The organism is Aequorivita viscosa (assembly GCF_900106795.1).
GTDB lineage: Bacteria > Bacteroidota > Bacteroidia > Flavobacteriales > Flavobacteriaceae > Aequorivita > Aequorivita viscosa.
In genome coordinates, this window is record NZ_FNNS01000008.1 from 117302 (window position 1) to 137567 (window position 20266).

General features: G+C 36.4%; 21 protein-coding genes. 6 read left to right on the forward strand and 15 right to left on the reverse strand.

Annotated elements, in window-relative coordinates:
- Window positions 1-343 precede the first annotated feature (343 nt).
- Window positions 344-1441: a YcjF family protein gene (locus tag BLW28_RS06555; protein ID WP_234946447.1), complete on the forward strand. Its 1098-nt coding sequence runs from the start codon at window positions 344-346 to the stop codon at window positions 1439-1441.
- Window positions 1442-1516: 75 nt separating this feature from the next.
- Here BLW28_RS06555 and BLW28_RS06560 read toward each other — a convergent pair whose 3' ends face one another.
- The gene (locus tag BLW28_RS06560; RefSeq protein WP_083540684.1) at window positions 1517-2257 is read right to left on the reverse strand and encodes a T9SS type A sorting domain-containing protein; all 741 of its coding nucleotides are present in this window, start codon (window positions 2255-2257) and stop codon (window positions 1517-1519) included.
- Window positions 2258-2519: 262 nt separating this feature from the next.
- On the opposite strand from BLW28_RS06560, the gene BLW28_RS06565 reads away from it, so the two are divergent.
- The gene (locus BLW28_RS06565; RefSeq protein ID WP_073216761.1) at window positions 2520-3314 is read left to right on the forward strand and encodes a hypothetical protein; all 795 of its coding nucleotides are present in this window, start codon (window positions 2520-2522) and stop codon (window positions 3312-3314) included.
- A 33-nt stretch (window positions 3315-3347) separates the two neighbouring features.
- On the opposite strand, the gene hisS is transcribed toward BLW28_RS06565, so the two are convergent.
- On the reverse strand, window positions 3348-4718 hold the full coding sequence (gene hisS, locus BLW28_RS06570) for a histidine--tRNA ligase (protein ID WP_073216765.1): 1371 nt from the start codon (window positions 4716-4718) through the stop codon (window positions 3348-3350).
- A 164-nt stretch (window positions 4719-4882) separates the two neighbouring features.
- Between hisS and BLW28_RS06575 the strand changes: the two genes are divergently transcribed.
- Window positions 4883-6124, forward strand: coding sequence for an ABC transporter permease (locus BLW28_RS06575; protein ID WP_073216768.1), 1242 nt, complete (start codon window positions 4883-4885; stop codon window positions 6122-6124).
- A gap of 84 nt (window positions 6125-6208) precedes the next feature.
- Here the strand turns inward: BLW28_RS06575 and BLW28_RS06580 are convergent, their stop codons facing one another.
- The 8 genes from BLW28_RS06580 to nadC form a co-directional block, all read right to left on the reverse strand.
- Entirely contained in the window at window positions 6209-6682 is a 474-nt protein-coding gene (locus BLW28_RS06580) for a DUF6495 family protein (protein WP_073216771.1), read from the reverse strand.
- A 96-nt stretch (window positions 6683-6778) separates the two neighbouring features.
- Complete coding sequence (gene rplI, locus BLW28_RS06585; protein WP_073216774.1) at window positions 6779-7315, reverse strand: 50S ribosomal protein L9; 537 nt, start codon at window positions 7313-7315, stop codon at window positions 6779-6781.
- Between the two features lie 16 nt (window positions 7316-7331).
- On the reverse strand, window positions 7332-7628 hold the full coding sequence (gene rpsR, locus BLW28_RS06590; protein WP_073216777.1) for a 30S ribosomal protein S18: 297 nt from the start codon (window positions 7626-7628) through the stop codon (window positions 7332-7334).
- 3 nt (window positions 7629-7631) lie between these two features.
- Window positions 7632-7970, reverse strand: a complete 339-nt coding sequence (gene rpsF, locus BLW28_RS06595; RefSeq protein ID WP_073216780.1) for a 30S ribosomal protein S6 — start codon at window positions 7968-7970, stop codon at window positions 7632-7634.
- Window positions 7971-8192: 222 nt separating this feature from the next.
- Window positions 8193-10643: a replication restart helicase PriA gene (gene priA, locus BLW28_RS06600; protein WP_073216782.1), complete on the reverse strand. Its 2451-nt coding sequence runs from the start codon at window positions 10641-10643 to the stop codon at window positions 8193-8195.
- A 106-nt stretch (window positions 10644-10749) separates the two neighbouring features.
- Window positions 10750-11178, reverse strand: coding sequence for a DUF2147 domain-containing protein (locus BLW28_RS06605; RefSeq protein WP_073216784.1), 429 nt, complete (start codon window positions 11176-11178; stop codon window positions 10750-10752).
- 84 nt (window positions 11179-11262) lie between these two features.
- Complete coding sequence (locus BLW28_RS06610) at window positions 11263-12207, reverse strand: YihY/virulence factor BrkB family protein (RefSeq protein ID WP_073216786.1); 945 nt, start codon at window positions 12205-12207, stop codon at window positions 11263-11265.
- Entirely contained in the window at window positions 12207-13064 is an 858-nt protein-coding gene (gene nadC, locus BLW28_RS06615; RefSeq protein ID WP_073216789.1) for a carboxylating nicotinate-nucleotide diphosphorylase, read from the reverse strand. The genes BLW28_RS06610 and nadC overlap by 1 nt, the downstream gene beginning before the upstream one ends.
- Before the next feature lie 133 nt (window positions 13065-13197).
- Between nadC and rlmH the strand changes: the two genes are divergently transcribed.
- Window positions 13198-13671 (forward strand): 23S rRNA (pseudouridine(1915)-N(3))-methyltransferase RlmH, encoded by a 474-nt coding sequence (rlmH, locus tag BLW28_RS06620; RefSeq protein WP_073216791.1) that lies wholly within the window; start codon window positions 13198-13200, stop codon window positions 13669-13671.
- 142 nt (window positions 13672-13813) lie between these two features.
- Here rlmH and BLW28_RS15985 read toward each other — a convergent pair whose 3' ends face one another.
- The 5 genes from BLW28_RS15985 to BLW28_RS06645 all read right to left on the reverse strand — a co-directional run bounded on the left by BLW28_RS15985 (window position 13814) and on the right by BLW28_RS06645 (window position 17983).
- Entirely contained in the window at window positions 13814-14131 is a 318-nt protein-coding gene (locus BLW28_RS15985) for a DUF6122 family protein (RefSeq protein WP_073216793.1), read from the reverse strand.
- 18 nt (window positions 14132-14149) lie between these two features.
- Window positions 14150-15796 (reverse strand): T9SS type A sorting domain-containing protein, encoded by a 1647-nt coding sequence (locus tag BLW28_RS06630; protein WP_073216796.1) that lies wholly within the window; start codon window positions 15794-15796, stop codon window positions 14150-14152.
- Between the two features lie 329 nt (window positions 15797-16125).
- Window positions 16126-16893: a carboxypeptidase-like regulatory domain-containing protein gene (locus BLW28_RS06635; protein WP_073216799.1), complete on the reverse strand. Its 768-nt coding sequence runs from the start codon at window positions 16891-16893 to the stop codon at window positions 16126-16128.
- Window positions 16894-16918: 25 nt separating this feature from the next.
- Window positions 16919-17539 (reverse strand): GNAT family N-acetyltransferase, encoded by a 621-nt coding sequence (locus BLW28_RS06640; RefSeq protein ID WP_073216802.1) that lies wholly within the window; start codon window positions 17537-17539, stop codon window positions 16919-16921.
- 180 nt (window positions 17540-17719) lie between these two features.
- Window positions 17720-17983, reverse strand: a complete 264-nt coding sequence (locus BLW28_RS06645; protein ID WP_234946448.1) for a DUF4834 family protein — start codon at window positions 17981-17983, stop codon at window positions 17720-17722.
- A 107-nt stretch (window positions 17984-18090) separates the two neighbouring features.
- Here BLW28_RS06645 and BLW28_RS06650 point away from each other — a divergent pair, with 107 nt between their 5' ends.
- Together BLW28_RS06650 and BLW28_RS06655 are read left to right on the forward strand one after the other, a co-directional pair.
- Window positions 18091-19077, forward strand: a complete 987-nt coding sequence (locus BLW28_RS06650) for a transporter (RefSeq protein ID WP_073216808.1) — start codon at window positions 18091-18093, stop codon at window positions 19075-19077.
- 10 nt (window positions 19078-19087) lie between these two features.
- Complete coding sequence (locus BLW28_RS06655; protein WP_073216866.1) at window positions 19088-20206, forward strand: GNAT family N-acetyltransferase; 1119 nt, start codon at window positions 19088-19090, stop codon at window positions 20204-20206.
- The last annotated feature ends 60 nt before the right edge of the window (window positions 20207-20266 follow it).

A 20266-nucleotide genomic window follows, 5' to 3' on the forward strand; every position in this document is an offset into this window, starting at 1 on the left:
AATTACAACTAATTTCTAAAGATTCTAATAAGTATTGGCAGGAATAATCCGATATTCTTTTTTTGTTTTTAAAGCTGAAAATAAAAAAGCAAACCAAGACGAAACGATTAAAATATAAGTTTATTAAAACAGTACTAATTCAATAAAACACATCAAATTTTAAGCTTTATAATACTTTTTGTATAATGTGCAATAAGTATTATATACAGTATTAAAATGAAGAAAATTTTGATTATTTTTCCAGAGACAGATTCAATACTATGGAATTGTTTTCGTGAAATAAGATAACACATCATTGGTTTAATTTAACCACCTTCAAATCTCTTAGTTTATTGAAAAATGAATGAACAGAATTAAAAAGTATATGAAAGACGATATTGGTAAAATAATTCAGGAATCGATAAACAGTGCTATAACTGATCGAGGGGAAGTAAACATATTAATTGCAGGAAAAACTGGCGTTGGTAAATCTACATTGATTAACGCTGTGTTTCAGGGGAATTTTGCCACTACAGGACAAGGACGGCCGGTAACACAGAAAACGCGTGAAATAAAGAAAGAAGGAATTCCGCTAACCTTATTTGACACGAGAGGATTAGAACTAAAGGATTATCGTGAAACCTTCCGTGAGCTAGAGAGTTTTGTTAAAAATAAAAACGATGACGCTAACCCAATGAACCATATCCATATGGCTTGGATATGTATCGACGAAGGCTCAAGACGTGTTGAAGACGCCGAAATAGAGCTGTGCGACCTACTAGCAAGTTATATGCCCGTTATTGGCGTAATTACCAAAGCATCTTCGGATGAAGGTTTTAGGGCAAAAGTTATCGACATTTTAAAATCTGCAAAAAATGTTGTTCGGGTGAATTCAATTCCTAAAATACTGGATGACGGCTATGTTATAAAACCTTCTGGACTTAATGAGCTTGTGGAATTAGCTATGGAAATTGTTCCCGAAGGCCAAAAAAATGCCTTTGTTGCTGCACAAAAGGTGAGCATTAAGCAAAAAAAAAATAAATCGCACGCCATAGTTGCTACTGCTGCTACATCGGCCGCTGCAACTGGTGCAATTCCAATTCCATTTTCAGACGCTTTTGCACTAGTACCAATTCAAGTTGGCATGTTGGCTGGAATAACCGCAGTTTTCGGATTTGAATTAAAAAAGGCCTTTCTATCTACATTAGTTTCTTCAACCATTACGGCAGGTGGCGCTACTTTAATTGGCAAAACAATTGTTTCCAACTTATTTAAAATGTTTCCTGGAATAGGAAGCGTAGCAGGTGGAGCTATTTCAGCATCAACAGCTTCCGCGTTAACAGTCGCTTTTGGAGAAGCCTATATTGCCGCTTTGGCTTACCTTCTAAAAGATAAAGATATTTCGGAAGTGAGTGAGGCCGATATTCTCACAGAGTTTAGGAAAAGATATCTACACCAATAATTCAATTTAAAAAGAATAAAAAAGCTGCCTACAATGGGGCAGCTTTTTTCTAAGTTATTTAGTAAATTCTTTACATTATTGTTTAAAAACCTTGAATGTTTTTTGAGTTCCATTTTCAAATTTAATCTTGAAAATATAAGCCCCTGTTAATAGTGAAGATACATTTACACGATCTTTATTGAAGTTCGTGTTATTAATAACTCTTTGTCCTAACAAGTTGAAAGCTTCAACACTTACAATTGAAGAATTTGAAGTAATGTTTAACACATCGGTCATAGGATTTGGGAAATAATTAAATCGAACGTCACTGTTGTCGTCAATCCCTACTGTCCCCCCTGCAGTCCAAATAATATCATCAATTTTTACTTGTCCAATTGCCGGATCTGCTGGGTTGTTAAAGGTAATAACCACGTCTCCTTCAAGATTAATCTCAATCACTCCAGAATCTTTTATAACATCTAGCTCATCCTCGCTAGTTGCAGTATAAACCAATTCACCGTTAACAAGAACTTCTAAGCCAACGTTGGTAGAAAACGCTTGAGAATATGAAAATTGTAGCGTTCCAATACCGTTAGATAAGGTTTCTGATTCGAGAAACATTGGGTTGTCTCTATTTCGCCCTAGCGTAATTGCTTTTCCGTTTAATTCTAAATCTCCACGAGATTGTCCGAAAGTCCAAGTAATTCCATCTTGGCCTACAAAAGTTCCGTCAGTATAGGAGTTACCTGTCAGATCTAAATTGTCAAATGTTTCGTGTCCTTGAGCATAAGTCATGGAACTCAACATCACGCTTAATAAAAGTAAAATTTTTTTCATTGATACAGTTTTAAGTTAATAATAGAACTAAGATACTAATATAAAAGGTATTAAAAAAATCATTGACAATCCCACCAATGGTTTTTACGCCTCATATTTGACACCTAAAACTTGATGACTATATGAAATTCAAAAACAGTCATTGGGTTATACCTATGGTTGAGAGTTTTACTATATTTGGGAGATTATCCAACCATTTTAATTGGCGTAAAAACTCTTAAAATTGTTAACCTTAATTTAATATTAAACAGCTGTATATATTATGTTTTCAAGAATAAAAATACTCGCCGCCCTACTTGCTCTAACTGTTGTTTTGGGGTGTAATGAGAAAAAGAAAGATGAAGAAGGTACAGAATCTGAAATTAAAATTGAAAATACTAATGTAAAACCGAAAGCTCCAAGACCCGAAAAAGCTGCTGCCACAAATTTTACTGGTGACGGCGTATGGGTAAGCAAAAAATATACTGATAAACTTCTAGCCACAAAATCTCCTAAAAAGTCCCAAGATGCAACGCCTATCACTATGATGATTTTACCAAACGCTTTACATAAGGATGCGACGGTTGTTTTGGAATTTCACGAAGGCGGAACAGGAAAACTCGTTAAGAAAAACAATGGTTACGAAATTCAATCTAAAAAAGAAGATGGTCCTTCCCACGCTTTTCAATATGTAAAAGGAGGGCTTAAAACTAAGAATGATGAATTTATAAAACTGAAGTTTAAGGGTAACAAAAACGACTACAAAGTAGCTGAGCAACTGCTTTTTGCCGGAAAATATGATTTAGATGGAAAACAAGTTGAATTTACTCCAAACGGAAAAGTTACCGGACTCGATTCTTTCTCGTATTATTCCGTGTTAATTGATTATTACGATGCTGGAATGCAAGTTGATCAAATTAGACTTGGCAAAAGTTACGAAAACAGCGAATTGTACGGATTTAAGTTCAAAAATGACAAATTGTTGATTTACGAACTCAAATGCACCGATGGCGACGGCAAATACTGCAATGTTGTTAAGTACGGCAAAAGATTATATAAACTAGAAAAGAAGAATTAACGCATCAAAATCTGTTTCGACTCATAAAATCGCCTAGCTTTTTAATGCATTTTTAAGCGCAGTTAAATCAAGACTTCTTTGTTCTCCAGTTTTCATATTCTTTAGCGTAAAAACTTGCTGCTCTATTTCTGATTCTCCAGCTAACACAGTAAATGGGATATCACGTTTGTCGGCATAGCCCATTTGTTTCCCCATTTTTGCGGCATCGGGATATAATTCGGCTGCAACTCCGTTAACACGTAACTCTTTAATGGCTTTCATTGCGTACAAAGATTCCTGTTCGCCAAAATTTAGGAAGAGTGCTTTGCTGTTTTCTGAAATGGTTTCTGGAAAAAGGTTCAATTCTTCCAATACCAAATAAATACGATCTAAGCCAAAAGAAATTCCCATTCCACTCATATCTTTCAGACCAAAAATACTCGTTAGGTCATCGTATCTACCGCCTCCGCCAATACTTCCCATTTTTACTTCCGCAGGTGCTGAAACTTCAAGAATGGCTCCTGTGTAATAGTTTAAACCTCTAGCTAGCGTGACATCTATTTGAAGACTGGCAGTTCTCAGACCTAATGTTTCAATTGTTTTAGAAATAAATTCCAATTCCTCTACTCCTTGAGTTCCCATAGTAGAATTGATTAGCAATTCTCTCAAACTCTGCAATTGTTCAATAGCACTTCCTTTCAAAGAGAATAAAGGCTGTAGTTTTTCTAATGCGGCTTCTGGAATACCTTTTTCGCGCATTTCTTTTTTAACGCCTTCTTCCCCAATTTTATCGAGTTTATCGAGCGCAACTGTAAAGTCAATCAATTTGTCCTCTGCGCCAATAGTTTCAGCAATTCCAGACAAAATCTTTCGGTTATTGATTTTTATGGTAACGCCTTTCAATCCGAGGTCAGTAAAAACCGCATCGTATAGTTGTATAAACTCAACTTCTTGCCATAGCGATTTAGATCCCACTACATCGGCATCACATTGATAAAACTCGCGGAACCTACCTTTCTGAGGCCTGTCGGCACGCCACACGGGCTGTATTTGATAGCGTTTAAAAGGGAAGGTAATTTCATTTCTATGCTGCACCACGTATCGCGCGAAGGGAACTGTTAAGTCGTAACGCAGCGCCTTTTCGGAAATTTTTGGGGTAATTTTAGTACTATCTTTTTCAGAATAAAGAGTGTCATTTACTTTGGAAAGAAAATCACCACTGTTCAATAATTTAAAAATAAGTCGATCTCCTTCTTCCCCATATTTCCCCATCAGGGTTTCACTATTTTCAAAAGAAGGCGTTTCTATAGGCTGAAACCCATAAAGCGCAAAGTTTTTCTTTATAGTATCAAAAATATAATTACGACGGCCTACTTCTACTGGATTGAAATCGCGAGTACCTTTGGGAATTGATGGCTTCAAAATAGATTTGAGATGTTAGATGTTAGACTTCAGACTAGAGAGTAGGGAACAAAAACTCTGCTCATAACTAAAAACTCGCAAGTCTAAAATTTTAAAAATGCAAATATCCTAAATAATAGTAACTTTATCCAAGTTTTACAGTCTAATGGGTAACACAAATTAAAAATATGTTTTCACTCTTTCGCGAGAATGTTCGAATTGCCCTAGATTCCATTAAAGGTCAGTTGCTCCGGACCATCCTAACCATAGTAATTATAGGTATTGGAATATGGGCATTGGTAGGTATTCTAAGTGCCGTTAAGGCTTTGGAAAACACGATTTCGACCAATTTTGCTTCGATGGGTGCAAATACTTTTAATATTCAGCGATATCAATTCACGGTTCAGACGCGCAACAGCGGAGAGCGTGAAAAGATAAACCCTATAATAAGCTACAATAACGTACGTGAGTTTATTAATACGTACGACTTCCCTATGACAAAAACCTCGCTTTCTTTTCGCGGAACTTCAAATGCTGAAGTAAAATACGGCTCTGAAAAAACCGATCCAGAGGTTCAAGTGTACGGTGTTAACGAGCATTATCTTGAAAACACAGGGACAGAAATAGACAGCGGACGGAACTTTACGGTTTTTGATATTACAAACAACAATAAGGTTTGCATTTTGGGATCGGATTTTATGAAGAATTTGTTTAAAAATGAAAACCCCTTAAACAAAACAGTAAGTATTCGAGGTGTCCGATTTAAAGTTATCGGCATTTTAGAATCTAAAGGATCTACCTTTGGTAATAACCAAGATTTAAAGATGCTTATTCCAGTACAAGTAGCACGGGGGATTTATACAGAACCCAATATCAATTACAACATTAGTGTGAAAGTTAGCGACAAACAAATGATGGAAGCCGCACAAGATGAAGCAATTATTACTTTTAGGAATATTCGAGGTTTGAATCCGTTAGAAGACAATGATTTCGGGATTGAGCGCAGTGACGATTTGATTAACCGAATTACTTCAATCACAGGGTATTTGTCGGTTGCTGCTTGGATAATTAGCATTATTACAATCCTAGGATCGTCTATTGCGTTAATGAACATAATGCTTGTTTCTGTAAGCGAACGAACACGGGAAATAGGCGTACGTAAAGCCCTGGGCGCCAAGCGAGCCACCATCTCGACTCAGTTTTTTATTGAAACAATTGTCATTGGCCAGTTTGGTAGTATTTTAGGAATTATATTAGGCGTACTAACAGGTTTTGCGTTTGCCAAAATTTTTGAGTTCGACTTTAGTCTTCCGTGGGCAGCAATGATTTGGGCAACGATAATTACGTTTATTGTAGCTGTAATTGCAGGTTCTTACCCAGCGGCAAAAGCAGCTCGATTGGATCCCATTGAGAGTTTAAGACACGAATAGGAGTAAAACCCAAATGACAAATTTCAAACAACAAACTTTGCGCTTCAAAAGAGATCGATATTCTTTTGAAGAATATTGTTTTGGCTATTCCTCAAGAAGATCGCTGAAATAAGTAAAAAGTTCGCCTTTAGTTATTGAAGCTCCTTGTTGAATCAGCACAAAAATATCTTTATTTCTATCTTCTTTTAATGCTTTGGTAGAAGTGTACAGTACCACAGAATCATCCTGAATATTTTGTTGTAGCCACTTATAGCCATATTTGGTTGTTATGTCTATATTGGTATTTTCAATTTTAATAGCTATTAAGTCGATGTGGGTTTGCGAAATACGAAACAACATTAATTGCTGAGGAGAAATATGCTCTAGAAACTTTACTTTATTTAAAACACCTTCCCAAACAAGGTCGCTAAAAATGTCTAGTTCTTGTTCCACTACTTCGGGCTTGGTGCTTTTCAATTCCGCCCATTCTTCGGCTGTTATGGATTGAGTCGCTAAAAAGTTGATGAATTCTTTATGAAGTTCTTCAAATTGTTCTTTAGTCAATCTGGCGTATTTCATTTTATCGTATTTAAAAAATTGTATTGCAAAAAACAGTTTGTAAATAAAAAGCCTTCCCCAGAATGAGAAAGGCTTATTTTATTATAACTAAGAAAGTTATTCAGTTTCAGAATTATCTTCTGCTTTCACCTCTTCTTTAACTTCAGCTTTTGGCTTTGCAGCCGCTTTAGATTTAGATTCCGGTTTTGCTTCAGCAACTACTTCAAAAGCGAAGTTACTGATAACATCACGGTGGAAACGGATTGTAGCATCATACTGTCCAGCACGTTTTACAATACCTCCAGCAATAGCGATGAATTTTTTATCGATAGAAACTCCTGCTTTATCAAGGGCTTCGGCAAGGTCGGCATTAGTTACCGAACCAAACAATTTATCGCCTTCGCCTGTTTTAGCAGTAATTTTAATGTCAAGACCATTAAGCTTTTCAGCTTGAGCCTTAGCTTCATCAACAACTTTCTTTTCTTTAAAAGCACGTTGCTTAAGCGTTTCTGCCAATACTTTTTTAGCAGAAGGCGTTGCCAAAGTAGCGTAGCCTTGTGGAATTAAGTAATTCCGGCCATAGCCATTTTTAACTGTAACAAGATCGTCTGCAAAACCCAGATTTTCTACGTCTTTTTTCAATATAAGTTCCATAATACGTTCTGGTTTTTTATTTTAATAAATCGGTTACATAAGGCATAAGTGCCAAATGACGAGCTCTTTTTACTGCAACAGCTACTTTTCTTTGGTATTTTAAAGAAGTTCCTGTAAGTCTTCTTGGTAAAATTTTACCTTGCTCGTTTACAAATCTTAATAAGAAATCTGCGTCTTTATAGTCGACATACTTAATGCCCGACCTTTTGAACATACAGTATTTTTTAGTTTTGTTTGTTTCTATGTTAAGCGGAGTAAGATATCTAATCTCTCCGTCTTTTTTTCCTTTTGCTTGTTGTTGAAGTGTTGCCATGGCTTACGCAGATTTTTTATTACGGTTTCTTCTTTTTTCGGCCCAAGCAATTGCATGCTTGTCTAAACTTACTGAAAGGTAACGCATAAAACGCTCATCTCTTTTAAATTCAGTTTCAAGATCGTTTACCGTGTCTCCATCAACGGTGTACTCAAAAAGATGATAAAATCCACTCTTTTTGTTCTGGATAGGGTATGCTAATTTCTTTAGCCCCCAGTTTTCTTTGGATATCATCTTAGCACCTTTAGAAACAAGAAAATCTTCGTATTTCTGTACTGTCTCCTTTATCTGGTCTTCAGATAAAACGGGATTTAAGATGAAAACAGTTTCATAATGATTCATAAAAAATCTATTAATAATTAATGTTTAAACTTTTGGCTTTCTGCCAAGAGGGCGCAAAAATACTATTTTATTTCTTACCATCAAACCCATTTTTCATTTGAATTTTAAAAAACCCTAAGTGATTAGGCATTGAATACGACTCATTTAGCACATTTTAATAATTCAATCGCTCCTCACAACTGTATCGATTTTACATTCTGAAGTCTAAAAATGAAGCTGTTTTTAGTAACTATCTACATCTAAATTAACGCGAACGCTAACAAACTCTTTAATAGTATAAAAACTGCGCTCTACGTTAGAGATATACTTTTTTGTAGCTTCTAACGCCTGTGTTGGAGGGACTTTCATCATTATATTAAAGATAAATTTATTTCGCACCCGACCTACAGATGGTTGTTCTGGGCCTAAAATATTTTCGCCAAATTTACTTTGTAGGGCCTTCGCAAACCAAAAAGATGCATTCTGAACCCGAGTGAGGTTTTTGTCCTTAAATTCAATTTTAATTATTCTAAAAAACGGAGGGTATTTAAATTGATAGCGTTCTTGAAGTTGTTCCTTACTCATTTCTTCATAATCATTAACGCTTACCTGTTTCAGGATTTGATGATACGGGTTGAAAGTTTGAATCAGCACCTTACCTCTTTTTTCTGTTCGTCCTGCCCTACCCGAAACTTGCTGTAACAACTGAAAGCTACGTTCATGCGCCCTGAAGTCAGGAAAGTGCAATAAATTATCTGCATTCATAACCCCTACCAAACCTATGTTTCTGAAATCTAATCCTTTTGCTAGCATTTGGGTTCCTACCAAAATATCGATTTCTTGATTCTCCAACGCATCTATAAGTTTTAAATAAGCGTGCTTGCCCTTAGTCGTGTCCTGATCCATCCGCGCTATTTTATTTTTCGGAAACAATTCTTTTAGTTCGGTTTCTATCTGCTCAGTTCCAAATCCTTTGGTGTCCAGCGTTTGGCTGCCACAGGCCATACAGTTCAACATCATTGCTATATGATAACCGCAATAATGACATCGGAGTTGATTTTTGTATTGGTGGTATGTTAGACTTACATCACAATTTGGACATTGAGGGGCAACGCCACAGGTTGTACATTCCACTACGGGGGAATAACCTCTTCGGTTTTGAAAAAGAATTACTTGTTGTCCTTCTTTTAACACCTCTCGCATTTCTTCTAACAAACGGTCGCTGAAGTGTCCCGTCATCAATTTTTTCTTGCTTTTTTCACGGATGTCCACCAGTTCAATAGCTGGCATGAGCACATTTCCGTACCTTTTTTTCAATTCAACTAGTCCGTATTTACCTGTTTTGGCATTGTGATAGCTTTCCAAAGAAGGTGTAGCAGAACCCATGATCAATTTACATTGGTGCAAACTTGCGAGTACAATGGCACTATCACGACCATTATAGCGCGGGGCGGGATCGTATTGTTTAAACGAAGGTTCATGCTCTTCGTCTACAACTACCAAGCCTAAATTTTTAAACGGTAGAAACAATGACGAACGAGCCCCCACAATAACCTGAGCCTTGGATCTTTGGTCTAACACAGCTTTCCAAACCTCAACACGCTCATTTACAGAATATTTGGAATGATATACCGCCACGGTTTCTCCAAAATATCGTTGAAGCCTTGCAATTAACTGTGTCGTTAATGCAATTTCAGGTAACATATAAAGTACTTGCTTTCCTGAAGCCATAGCTTCTTCAATTAGTTTGGCATAGATCTCAGTCTTTCCGCTGGAAGTTACACCGTGCAGTAATACTACATTTTGAGTTTCGAAGGATGTTTTTATTTGTTTATAAGCTTCTTCTTGTCCTTCATTAAGGGTTTTTATTCCTTGAGTGGATTGGCCTGAATATTCCACCCGATCTTTCTGAACGAAATATTCTTCAAAAATCCCTTTGTCTACTAACGACTTTAAAACGGAGGCGGACGCATTGCTGTTTTTTTGAAGTTCAGTAGCCTCAATAGGTTTTGGAGATTGACTTTTTAGGGTGAAATACGTCATTAAAATCTCGCGTTGTTTTGGCGCTCTACTCAGACTTTCCAAAAGTGCTTTCAATTCAGATTCTGCTGCGTGTTCAGGTGCTAATTTTATATAACGTTTTAACTTAGGTGTGTATTTTTCATAGATGGTTTCTTCAATCTCAACGATTTCTTTATCTATCATTTTTTGGATGACCGAAACGACATTTTTTCTATCCAAAATAGAACGAATTCCGTTAATATGAATAGACGATTGTTGTAGTAAAGCTTCATAAACCAGAAACTCATCATCTGTTAGTGTTTCTTGATCTATAGTTTTATTTGCGACGAGTTTAACAATAGTTTCACTTTCGAGCAAAAACGCGCTTGGTAACGCAGCTCTAACAACTTCGCCTACAGAACACATATAATAGGAAGCCATCCATTTCCAATGCTTTAATTGAACATTGGTAATTATAGGAACTCGATCTAGAATATGGTCGATAGATTTGGTTTCATACCCACTTGGTGCTTGGTCGTGAACCTGATAAACAATTGCGGTATAAATCTTCGTTTTGCCAAAGGGAACTGCAACGCGCATTCCGGGTTTTAGAAATGCGGCTTCGTCCTTATTGATAGCATAAGTAAAGGTTTGATTTAAAGGAATAGGTAATATTACGTCAACAAAAAACACTTGCGAAGAAGTTATCTGGGTTAGTAGGCATCGAGGTTTTCAACAAATTATATCATAAAAAAGGCCACCTAAAATTGGCAGCCTAAAGGTACATTTTTAAATTGTTTTATTTAACCCGTTCCCAGTATTGTGATCTTCCCATTAATGAAAATCCAATATATCCACGGACTTTAAGTTTATTTGGACTTTCTAGAGCAATAAGACATTTGTAAACCTTTCCGTTATTAGGGTCTAAAATTGTTCCTCCGCTGTACTCATCACCATCTTTTTCAAGGTCTTTTAAAATTACGAGTCCAATGATCGGTTTTCCTTTTGCATCGCCTGGACAATCAACACACGTAGCGTCTCTTTTGGTAGGATCTACAATTTCAATTACTTTCCCGTATATTTTTCCATTCTGTTTATAAATTTCGACAGTAGATTTGGGTTTACCTGTTTCGTCGTCAATGGTTTTCCATTTTCCAACAACGTCTTGTGCCGTTCCTGTTAGTACCGCACAAATTATAAGCGCAAAGGTTAAAAGTGTTTTTTTCATTTTAAGTGGGTTTTTATAGTTAAAAAAGAAGACAGACTGCCATATAATCTATCCCATATTGTTTTTTTTAATCTTGCATTACAGTTATTTACTAAGTTGTTCATTTGGTTTAGTTTCAATTTTTTCTCTAAGTCGCTGAATTGAAATATTCAATTCAAACCCTAAAAGCAACAAATTTGAGTTTATCCAAATATATAACATCAAAATCAAAAGTGCACCAATAGATCCGTATAACTCGTTATAATTTGAAAAATTATTAATATAGACTCCAAAAAAGTAGGTTGTTAATATAAACAGCACTGTGGTTAATAGCGCTCCGATAGAAAAAAACTTGGACACCTTACCTTCTTTGGTTCCGTAATAATACAATGTTGCAATGATTATATAAATCATAGCTACAAAAATCAAAAACTGAAAGAACAGAATCCAGAAAACATCATTGTCAATATACGCTCTGGATTTTAAATCCCGGATTACATATTCTCCGTAAAGAATGATCCCCACTGAAGTTAACAACAACAATGCCAGAAAAACTGAAACGGCCATTGCTACTAGGTATTGCCTTACAAAGGATCTGTTTGACTTTGAATGAAAAGAATATCCAAACGCGCTAAAAATTGCGTTTACACCGTTTGCAGACAAAAATATAGACAAGAAAAACACCATTGATAATAGTCCTGCTCTTGGGTTTACAGCAATATCGGCAATAATTGGATAAAAGAATTGTGTGGTTTGAGGAGGTAAAAGCGCTTCTACAAAAATCAAAAACCTAGTTTGAAAGCCTTCGATAGGAATATAAGGTATCAGGTTTAACAATAAAAGTAGAAACGGGAAAAGCGCCAGAAAAAAGCTATATGCTATTGAGCTGGCCCGTGGCGAAAAGGATCCTTTTGAAATTCCATTAATATATACGTCTAGCAAGTGATAAAGAGAAAAATCGCCAAGCCCAGGCAGTTTTATTCTCTTAGCCAGCCGAATTACATCACGGATTACAGGAATATTAATCTCCTCTTCTTCCTTTTCCGTCATTAAACCGCTTTTAAGCTCAGGTCCATATTGCTAACCGAATGGGTTAAAGCTCCACTCGAGATAAAATCTACGCCACATTCAGCATACGATCGTACCGTTTCGAGCGTTATTCCACCACTAGATTCTGTTAGGCACTTGTCACCAATCATTTCTACTGCTTTACGAGTATCTTCAAAATTAAAATTGTCTATCAAGATTCTGTAAACACCTTCTGTTTTTAGAATTTCTTCAATTTCGGCAAAGTTTCGGGCTTCAACTATAATTTTTAAATCTAAATGATTTTGCTCTAAATAACGTTGGGTTTTTTCAATTGCTTGTACCACCCCACCGCAAAAATCGATGTGATTGTCTTTGAGCATAATCATATCGTAAAGTGCAAAACGATGATTTTCGCCTCCACCAATTTTTACTGCCCATTTTTCAATAGCGCGAATACCCGGTGTTGTTTTACGTGTATCTAAAATTTTGGTTTTTGTACCTTCCAATAATTTTACATATTGATTTGTTTTGGTTGCAATCGCGCTCATTCGCTGCATTGCATTTAGTACCAGTCGCTCCGACTTCAAGATGGATTGGGAAAGTCCAGAAACATAAAAACAAACATCTCCGTATTTTACGGGATTGCCATCTTCAATTTTAATATCCAGTTCTAAACCTGGATCTACATATTCAAATACTTGGCGCGCAAATTCAACACCTGCGATAATTCCTTTATCCTTCACTAAAAGCTTGGCAGTTCCAACAGCATCTTCAGGAATACAGGCTAGCGAACTATGGTCTCCCCCGCCTACATCTTCCCGAATGGCATTGGCTATTATAAGGTCTATCTCTTTGTTGAATTGTTTTTTTGTTATCATAGCAAGAAATTTCAGCTAAAATACTTCAAAAAGTTTGAAAAATTGCATTTTGTCTCGGTCTACGCTTCTAATATTGAAATGTTGGTTTATAATATATATGTATTTTTATCGCTGAAAACCTACAATTCCCGTTATGAAAATCACCTTACTTGCCATTGGAAAAACCGACAATAGCCATTTACAAGCATTGATGAACGATTACAGCAAGCGATTGGGGCATTATGTCACGTTTGATTTAGAGATTATTCCAGACATAAAAAATGCTAAAAACCTAAGTGAAGCACTTCAGAAAAAAGCTGAAGGAGACGAAATTTTAAAACGACTCTCAACTTCCGACACGCTCATACTGCTAGATGAAAAAGGAAAGGTTTATTCCTCAGAAAAGTTTTCGGAATTTCTTCAGAAGAAGATGAATAGCGGTCTCAAAAATTTGGTATTTGTAATTGGAGGCCCTTATGGCTTTAGCGATGAAGTTTACGAGCGCAGCAACGGAAAACTATCTTTGTCTGCCATGACCTTTTCACATCAAATGGTGCGTTTGTTTTTTATTGAGCAAGTATATAGAGCTTTTACCATTCTTCGGAATGAGCCTTATCATCATAGGTAGTCGGTAGGTGGCAGTTTGAAAGTAGAAACGGGCCTGAAGGGAATCAGGACACAAGGCCAAAGGCCAATTATGCCCGTTTTACTTTTTATTTTTCACCTACTGCCTACTGATACTGAATACTGCCTACTGAATTCGGCTACCGCTAACTTACCGGGCTCCAAAGACAATCGATATAATCAGTGAGGAGATGAAAGATTAAACCGATTGCAATAATTCTTGTTTTCTTAAAAAACAGTAATACTATATAAACTGCTAAAGCCCAATAGGTGTGTAAAGGGTGAAAATTTATACTACATCGGTTTGGGTCAAAAATAGGGTCGGCTAAAAGGTGGTCAAGGTCTATTAGCATAGTTGCTAACAATATTAACCAAGCTTTTACCCATTGATCCCTAAAGAATACAAAAGCAATAAGTCCAGGCACCAAAAAGTGTAAGCTGTAATGAACAAACGTTTGAAGCATAGCAAAATATAAAAGCGATTACTCAACTACCATCTTTATAGTTTGCGTTGCAATACCGTTATCCAGATTCAACAAATAGATGCCGCCTGCCAGGTTATGGCTCCACTTTATTTGCTGTTGCGGATTATCCCAAGTTTGCTCCATCAATTTCTGACCTGTAACACTATAAACTGTTGTGGTTGTTGTTTCACCTGATGTATTACCTAGAATAGCAATATCCATACTATTTTTAACAGGGTTCTGTACTAACACAAAACCAGAATCAAATTGATTTTCTGAAATACCAACTACACCATTTCGAATTTCGTCAAGCGTAAATTGAATGTTTACAGGAGTCATAGTACCGTGAGGTTGATTTTCATCAGGAATAGAAAATGCTGCAAAAGGAGAATTGCTTAGGTTAGGCGCTGCAAACCAATCTGGGGTATCTATTGCCAAAGCACTCATAGTAGGAATAAAGGAATACAAATCTTGTTGCAGGGCATTAATAAAATCTATTAAAACTTGATTGCCTCCACCATCGCCAAGCGCATCAGAAATACTTCCAGTTCCACCTGGCGCACTGTCTACACCATCAGTTGTGGTTGGCGATTCACTTAAAGCGAGGTAATTATTAACTGGAAATCCTATGAAATTAACCGTAACGTCGGTTACTGTATTTGTTTCGCCAGCTACAGGTGTAAATTTTAGTGCGACGTCAACATCTGTTGTTGCATCTATTTCAAGGTTGGTATTAACTACAGTCATACCAGGGCTCCCCGTTGTAATGCCAATACCACTACCATTTATGATAGTTACATTTCTTGTATTCGAGGGGAACCCTAGATTATCCAATTCCGCCTGAAACTCATTTCTAAACCCTGGAGCTCCGACTGGCAGTAATTGGGTTGGATCTTGTTCATAAGTAGACCCTAACAGTAAATGACCTTCTAAATGATCGACTAACATTTCTTTGGCAGCGGGCGATTTTAAAAGTTGATTGACAACTTGTTGTGCCGTGACATCCCCTACCTGCTCGGCAAAATAATTAATCAGGTATTGAATACTGATTGGAATGTTGGCTCCCCGATGAGGCGTGTCTGCCGAAATAAATAATCGTGTTTCGGTTTCTAAATTATTGGCTTCCATATATGCCAGTGCATAGCGAGCAATAAGCCCTCCCATACTTGGCCCGAGAACCACTAATTCTTCCTCACCCACTTTATCTGTATTTAACTGTTCTATTAATGCTATCAGAACCATTGCGTTACGTTGAATATAATCGGAGCCACCATCTATCACTTTTCCTTCTGAAGTATACACGGGAGCGTTCAAAATAACAATATCAAAGCCCTCCCTTCGAAGAACATCTGCAAAGTTTTGACCACCAAAGCTCAGCCCTGCATAAATATCGCCAATGCTTCGAGAATCTCCCGGGTCGAAACCATCAAGAACAATTATAGGCTTATTTAATATTCCGTTATAAGTATCTAAAAAGATTTCAAATTCCCCTTGCCCATAATACACCTGAGCCTCATCATAACCTTGATATGGAATAGTTGCAGTTATAGTTTCAAAAAAAGTTTGTTCAGGATAAATTGCTCCATCGGGTATATTTTGAAAGCGAACTTGCGAAAAAGAAAGTTGTGTGGTAAGAATTATAAAGAGAAAAGTAAAATACCTCATGGACAACTAATTTTAATTTCTTGACAAGATAATAAAAAAACGACCTATAAATACATCTAAGACTATAGTTTAGGAACTCGGAAATATATTAGAAATCAGTATTGTCCGAGAATAGAAACAAGATCCGTCCGTACCACCCGCCTGAACGTATTCATTCGGGGGAAGGGAATGGCTCTTCGGGCGAGCCGCCGTCACTACAAGAACCAAGCCTGCCCGTCGTCGAGGTAAGAGCCAAGAATAGCTTATAAAACTTTGAAAATGTATCTTTTAGTGTTTTAAGATAGAGAAGATTGAAATATTTCGGTTTTGACACTAAGATTTTAAATGTCTTATCTTTTTTGTCTGTTTAGAATCTTATATTCCTCATAACAATTACTGATGGCGTCAAGAATTTGAAGATCGTTTGCGGTGTAAATAAAATCTTTGGAATAGCTACATTTATTCAATATTTCATCTATATCTACTCGCTCCAATTGAAGCACAGCCATTAGCGTTTCACGGTCATATTTACTTTGAAGTAGGTTTCTAATTTCGTCATCCTCCTTCATTTGCTTTACCTTTTGCATTTGCTTGGGTCGTTTCCCAAAGACATTATATAAAAAATCTGCAGGATTGAAAATAGAGTTCAACACCTTACTAACTGCGCCTGGTTGGTTCCCTCCTCCTTCGTAGCCTGTGTTAAGACCTGCTATTCGATATCGGTAATTATCATACACTGGAATCAATTTAGTGTCAATTTCAACATAGCCTGTAAGTTGTACTGGCCTAACTACCACTTCTTCAAGTGCAATACCGAGCTCGGTCATTTTCACTTTAATATCTCCAAACTTTAACCAGTCATTGGTTACTCGTACCCTAAGCGATTTGAAGCCCAAGTATGAAAAGTACAAGGTGTCGTTAACTGCGGCACGAATTGCAAATTCTCCTTTTTCATTGGTAACATTTCCTATAACTTGGTTAAGGTTTACAATGTTTACGTTTTCTAACAGGTCGTCGTTCGCATCGTTCATAACGACTCCTTTCACCACGATTTCATCCTGTGCAAACGTATTTACAGTTGCTAAAACAAGGGCCAAAAGTAAAATAATATTCTTCATAGATAATTTCAATATACGCAAAAAATTAAAAGGTCGTATCTTTTTTACTCTTTTCAATTTTAGCCAAAAGTTTGTCTTTGGTTCCTTCGAACCATTCGTTTTTTAAAATGCTTAAAACAATGCTGTCGCGCCTACCATTGGGAGATGCACAATTATTCCGAAGAACTCCTTCTTCTATACATCCAATGCTTTTCATTGCGGCAATACTACGTTTATTTCGTACATCTGCACGAAACTCGACTCTTTCCAAGCCTAATGTTTCAAAGGCGAAATGCAACAATAAAAATTTGCAGTTTTTATTTAGCCCTGTGCCTTGAAATTCTTTCCCGTACCAAGTATAACCAAGTTGTACTGTGCTATTTTTCTTAGAATAATCGTAAAACCTTGTACTGCCCGCATATTGCTTGGTGCGTTTATCAAAAACAATAAACGGATATACTTCATTTTTTGCCCGGCCTTGTAGCGCTATGCGAATATAGTTTTCTAAATTCTCCAACCCGTTTGCTGGCTGCTGTGAATACTTCCATATTTCGGGCTGTTGAAGCGAAAAATTCGTTAAGTTTTCAATAGCTGTTAAACGCATGGGGCTGAGCCTTGCCACTTCATTTTCCAGAGTATATTCCTTTTGAAAATTAAATGGTTGCATGGGCAAATAAATGTAAATGCGGTGGGTGAATTGTTTCGCAAATATACTTATATAGACTGAATTTTAGTCTGAAAGTTTCATTTACGAAATCAAAGTTTACGGATGGGAGGTTGATTTATGAATTAATTACGATTGAATAATTTAACTAAATTGATTTCACTTTAGTAATACACCAAAAGTTTATTCTACTTCTTCATATTCTACATACTCCCCTACCTTTTTTCCTTGTTTTCGGTTTTGATTTGGCATGGTTTCAATAGTAATTTCACCTTTCTTTTGTGGAGGTGTATTGGCGTTTGCAGCATTTCCAAAAAACTGTTCAAACTGTTGTCCTGCTTTTTTAGAAATATATCGTATTAAATAAGGCTTGGCAAGTTTAAACAAAAACTTAATGGCATAATACACCAGAAGAACGATCAGTATCGTTTTAAGGAATGTCATCATAATATTCAAATTCTGTTCAAAAATAAAGATTGACGCGGAAAAAGACGAATATTCACTATTAAATTAATGGTAAATTCTTATATCTTTGGACTAAACCCCAATAATCTATGAGCACTAAATTTCGCTTACTTTTTTTTCTTTGTTTTATACCTTTTTTCAATGTTTCTGCGCAATATACCGAGCTGATAAATGCAAACCGTCCAGGTGCTTCGCAAGGAGCCTTTTCAGTTGGAACTGACGTAATTCAAGTTGAAGCTGGATTTGCCTACGGAAAAGAAAAACACACGCTTTTAAAAACTGAAACCAACGGTTTAGGAATGGATTACGCTATTCGTTATGGCTTTTGGAAAGAGCAATTAGAGTTTAGTATTATGGGTGAATTTCAGTCTGATGCTATTACATATACCGCTTTTACACCCGCACAAGAACAAAAGGTAGCTAACTTTAAAAGCAACACTATTGGCGCCAAATATTTAGTTTACGATCCGTATAGAAAGCAGGCGTTAAAAGGACCTAATTTATATAGTTGGAATGCAAACAATAAGTTTCAATGGGCAGATTTAATTCCAGCTGTTTCGTTATATGTAGGTGCAAATATTGATTTTGCTGATAATCCTTATACTCCAGAAGACAAAAGTAGCCTAAGTCCGAAGTTTGTATTAGCAACACAAAATAACTGGATTGGAGGCTGGGTATTTGTTACCAATATTATTGTAGATCGTGTTACAACCGAATTTCCTACATATGGATATATTGTAACCTTAACACACGCAACAAATCGTTATTTTTCTGTTTTTATTGAAAATCAAGGTCTTAAAAGTGATTTTTATGCAGATCAAATTGTAAGAGGAGGTGCCGCCGCGCTTATCAACCCAAACTTCCAGCTCGACTTATCTGTTAGTGTGAATTTTAAAGACACTCCATCTAAATATTACGGGCGTCTTGGATTGGCATACAGGTTTGACTTGCACAAAACAGATGAATACATTGAAGACATTGATGCTGACGACGACGATACGAAAGATAAAAAGGACAAAAAGAAGAATCGTGAAGAAGAATTAGAATCAGATTCAGATTTGGATGCCGAACGTTAAAATTTTGGAAATGATTACAGTTAAAGAAGTAGCGAAAAAAAGTGGCTTGAAGCAATTTGTCACTTTTCCTTTCAGCCTATATAAGGATAGTAAATATTGGGTTCCACCACTTATAAAAGACGAATTAGAGACGCTAAATCGTGATAAAAACCCCGTTTTTAAAAATGCCGAAGCTTGGTATTATTTAGCCTATAAAGACAAAAAAGTTGTTGGAAGAATTGCAGTAATTATCAATCACCTAGAAATTAATGACCAAGGAAAGAAAAAGGTTCGATTTGGTTGGCTCGACATGATTGATGATCTTGAAGTTACAAAAGCGCTTCTTGAAAAGGTCTATGAAAAAGGCCGAGAGCACAATCTGGAATATGCCGAAGGTCCTGTAGGCTTCAGTAATATGGAGAAAGCTGGGATTCTTACCGTGGGCTTTGATGAAATGAACACCATGATTACGTGGTATCACTATCCGTATTATGCTGAACATTTAGCGCAATTAGGATTTGAAAAACAAGCCACGTGGGTAGAATATAGGCTTAAAATTCCAGAAACAATTTTTGAGAAAGTTGCGAAATTCTCAGCGATTATCCGTAAACGGTACAATCTTACGGTAATACGTTTTAAAAACAAACAGGAAATTTTACCCTATGTAAACGAAATGTTTGGCTTATTAAACAAAACGTACAATACGCTTCAAACATTTGTTCCTATTCAACAGTATCAAATTGACTATTATAAAGAAAAATATTTCAGCTTTATACATCCCGATTATATTTGTTGTATTAAAGATGACGAAGGAAAACTTATCGCATTTTCAATAGTAATGCCGTCGTTTTCAAAAGCACTGAAAAAAGCGAATGGAAAACTGTTTCCTTTTGGATGGTCGCACATTTTGGCTGCGCAGAAAAAGAATGATACCGCAGCATTCTATTTAATCGGCATAGATCCAGAATATCAAGGAAAGGGAGTTACCGCCATTATTTTTGAAGAAATGCAGAATCTTTTTAATGCCAAAGGAATTCAAACTGTAGAAACCAATCCTGAGTTGAAAGAAAACACTGCTGTTCAATTACTTTGGAAAGATTACAATCCTGTGCAGCATAAAGAGCGCAGTACTTTTAAAAGGGACTTGTAATGTAGTTGTTAGGTTACATTTTGAGGTTTAAGGGCTAAGAACTTCTTAAAAACCATTTTG

Bases quoted from the DNA above. Each gene is read 5' to 3' on its own strand.
- BLW28_RS06555 (WP_234946447.1), top strand. From the start codon at position 344: ATGAACAGAATTAAAAAGTATATGAAAGACGATATTGGTAAAATAATT.
- nadC (WP_073216789.1), bottom strand. From the start codon at position 13,064: ATGATAACAAAAAAACAATTCAACAAAGAGATAGACCTTATAATAGCC.
- BLW28_RS06650 (WP_073216808.1), top strand. From the start codon at position 18,091: ATGAGCACTAAATTTCGCTTACTTTTTTTTCTTTGTTTTATACCTTTT.
- rpsR (WP_073216777.1), bottom strand. From the start codon at position 7,628: ATGGCAACACTTCAACAACAAGCAAAAGGAAAAAAAGACGGAGAGATT.
- BLW28_RS15985 (WP_073216793.1), bottom strand. From the start codon at position 14,131: ATGCTTCAAACGTTTGTTCATTACAGCTTACACTTTTTGGTGCCTGGA.
- rlmH (WP_073216791.1), top strand. From the start codon at position 13,198: ATGAAAATCACCTTACTTGCCATTGGAAAAACCGACAATAGCCATTTA.
- BLW28_RS06645 (WP_234946448.1), bottom strand. From the start codon at position 17,983: ATGATGACATTCCTTAAAACGATACTGATCGTTCTTCTGGTGTATTAT.
- BLW28_RS06640 (WP_073216802.1), bottom strand. From the start codon at position 17,539: ATGCAACCATTTAATTTTCAAAAGGAATATACTCTGGAAAATGAAGTG.
- rplI (WP_073216774.1), bottom strand. From the start codon at position 7,315: ATGGAACTTATATTGAAAAAAGACGTAGAAAATCTGGGTTTTGCAGAC.
- BLW28_RS06655 (WP_073216866.1), top strand. From the start codon at position 19,088: ATGATTACAGTTAAAGAAGTAGCGAAAAAAAGTGGCTTGAAGCAATTT.
- BLW28_RS06635 (WP_073216799.1), bottom strand. From the start codon at position 16,893: ATGAAGAATATTATTTTACTTTTGGCCCTTGTTTTAGCAACTGTAAAT.
- BLW28_RS06560 (WP_083540684.1), bottom strand. From the start codon at position 2,257: ATGAAAAAAATTTTACTTTTATTAAGCGTGATGTTGAGTTCCATGACT.
- BLW28_RS06575 (WP_073216768.1), top strand. From the start codon at position 4,883: ATGTTTTCACTCTTTCGCGAGAATGTTCGAATTGCCCTAGATTCCATT.
- BLW28_RS06565 (WP_073216761.1), top strand. From the start codon at position 2,520: ATGTTTTCAAGAATAAAAATACTCGCCGCCCTACTTGCTCTAACTGTT.
- BLW28_RS06630 (WP_073216796.1), bottom strand. From the start codon at position 15,796: ATGAGGTATTTTACTTTTCTCTTTATAATTCTTACCACACAACTTTCT.
- rpsF (WP_073216780.1), bottom strand. From the start codon at position 7,970: ATGAATCATTATGAAACTGTTTTCATCTTAAATCCCGTTTTATCTGAA.
- BLW28_RS06605 (WP_073216784.1), bottom strand. From the start codon at position 11,178: ATGAAAAAAACACTTTTAACCTTTGCGCTTATAATTTGTGCGGTACTA.
- BLW28_RS06610 (WP_073216786.1), bottom strand. From the start codon at position 12,207: ATGACGGAAAAGGAAGAAGAGGAGATTAATATTCCTGTAATCCGTGAT.
- BLW28_RS06580 (WP_073216771.1), bottom strand. From the start codon at position 6,682: ATGAAATACGCCAGATTGACTAAAGAACAATTTGAAGAACTTCATAAA.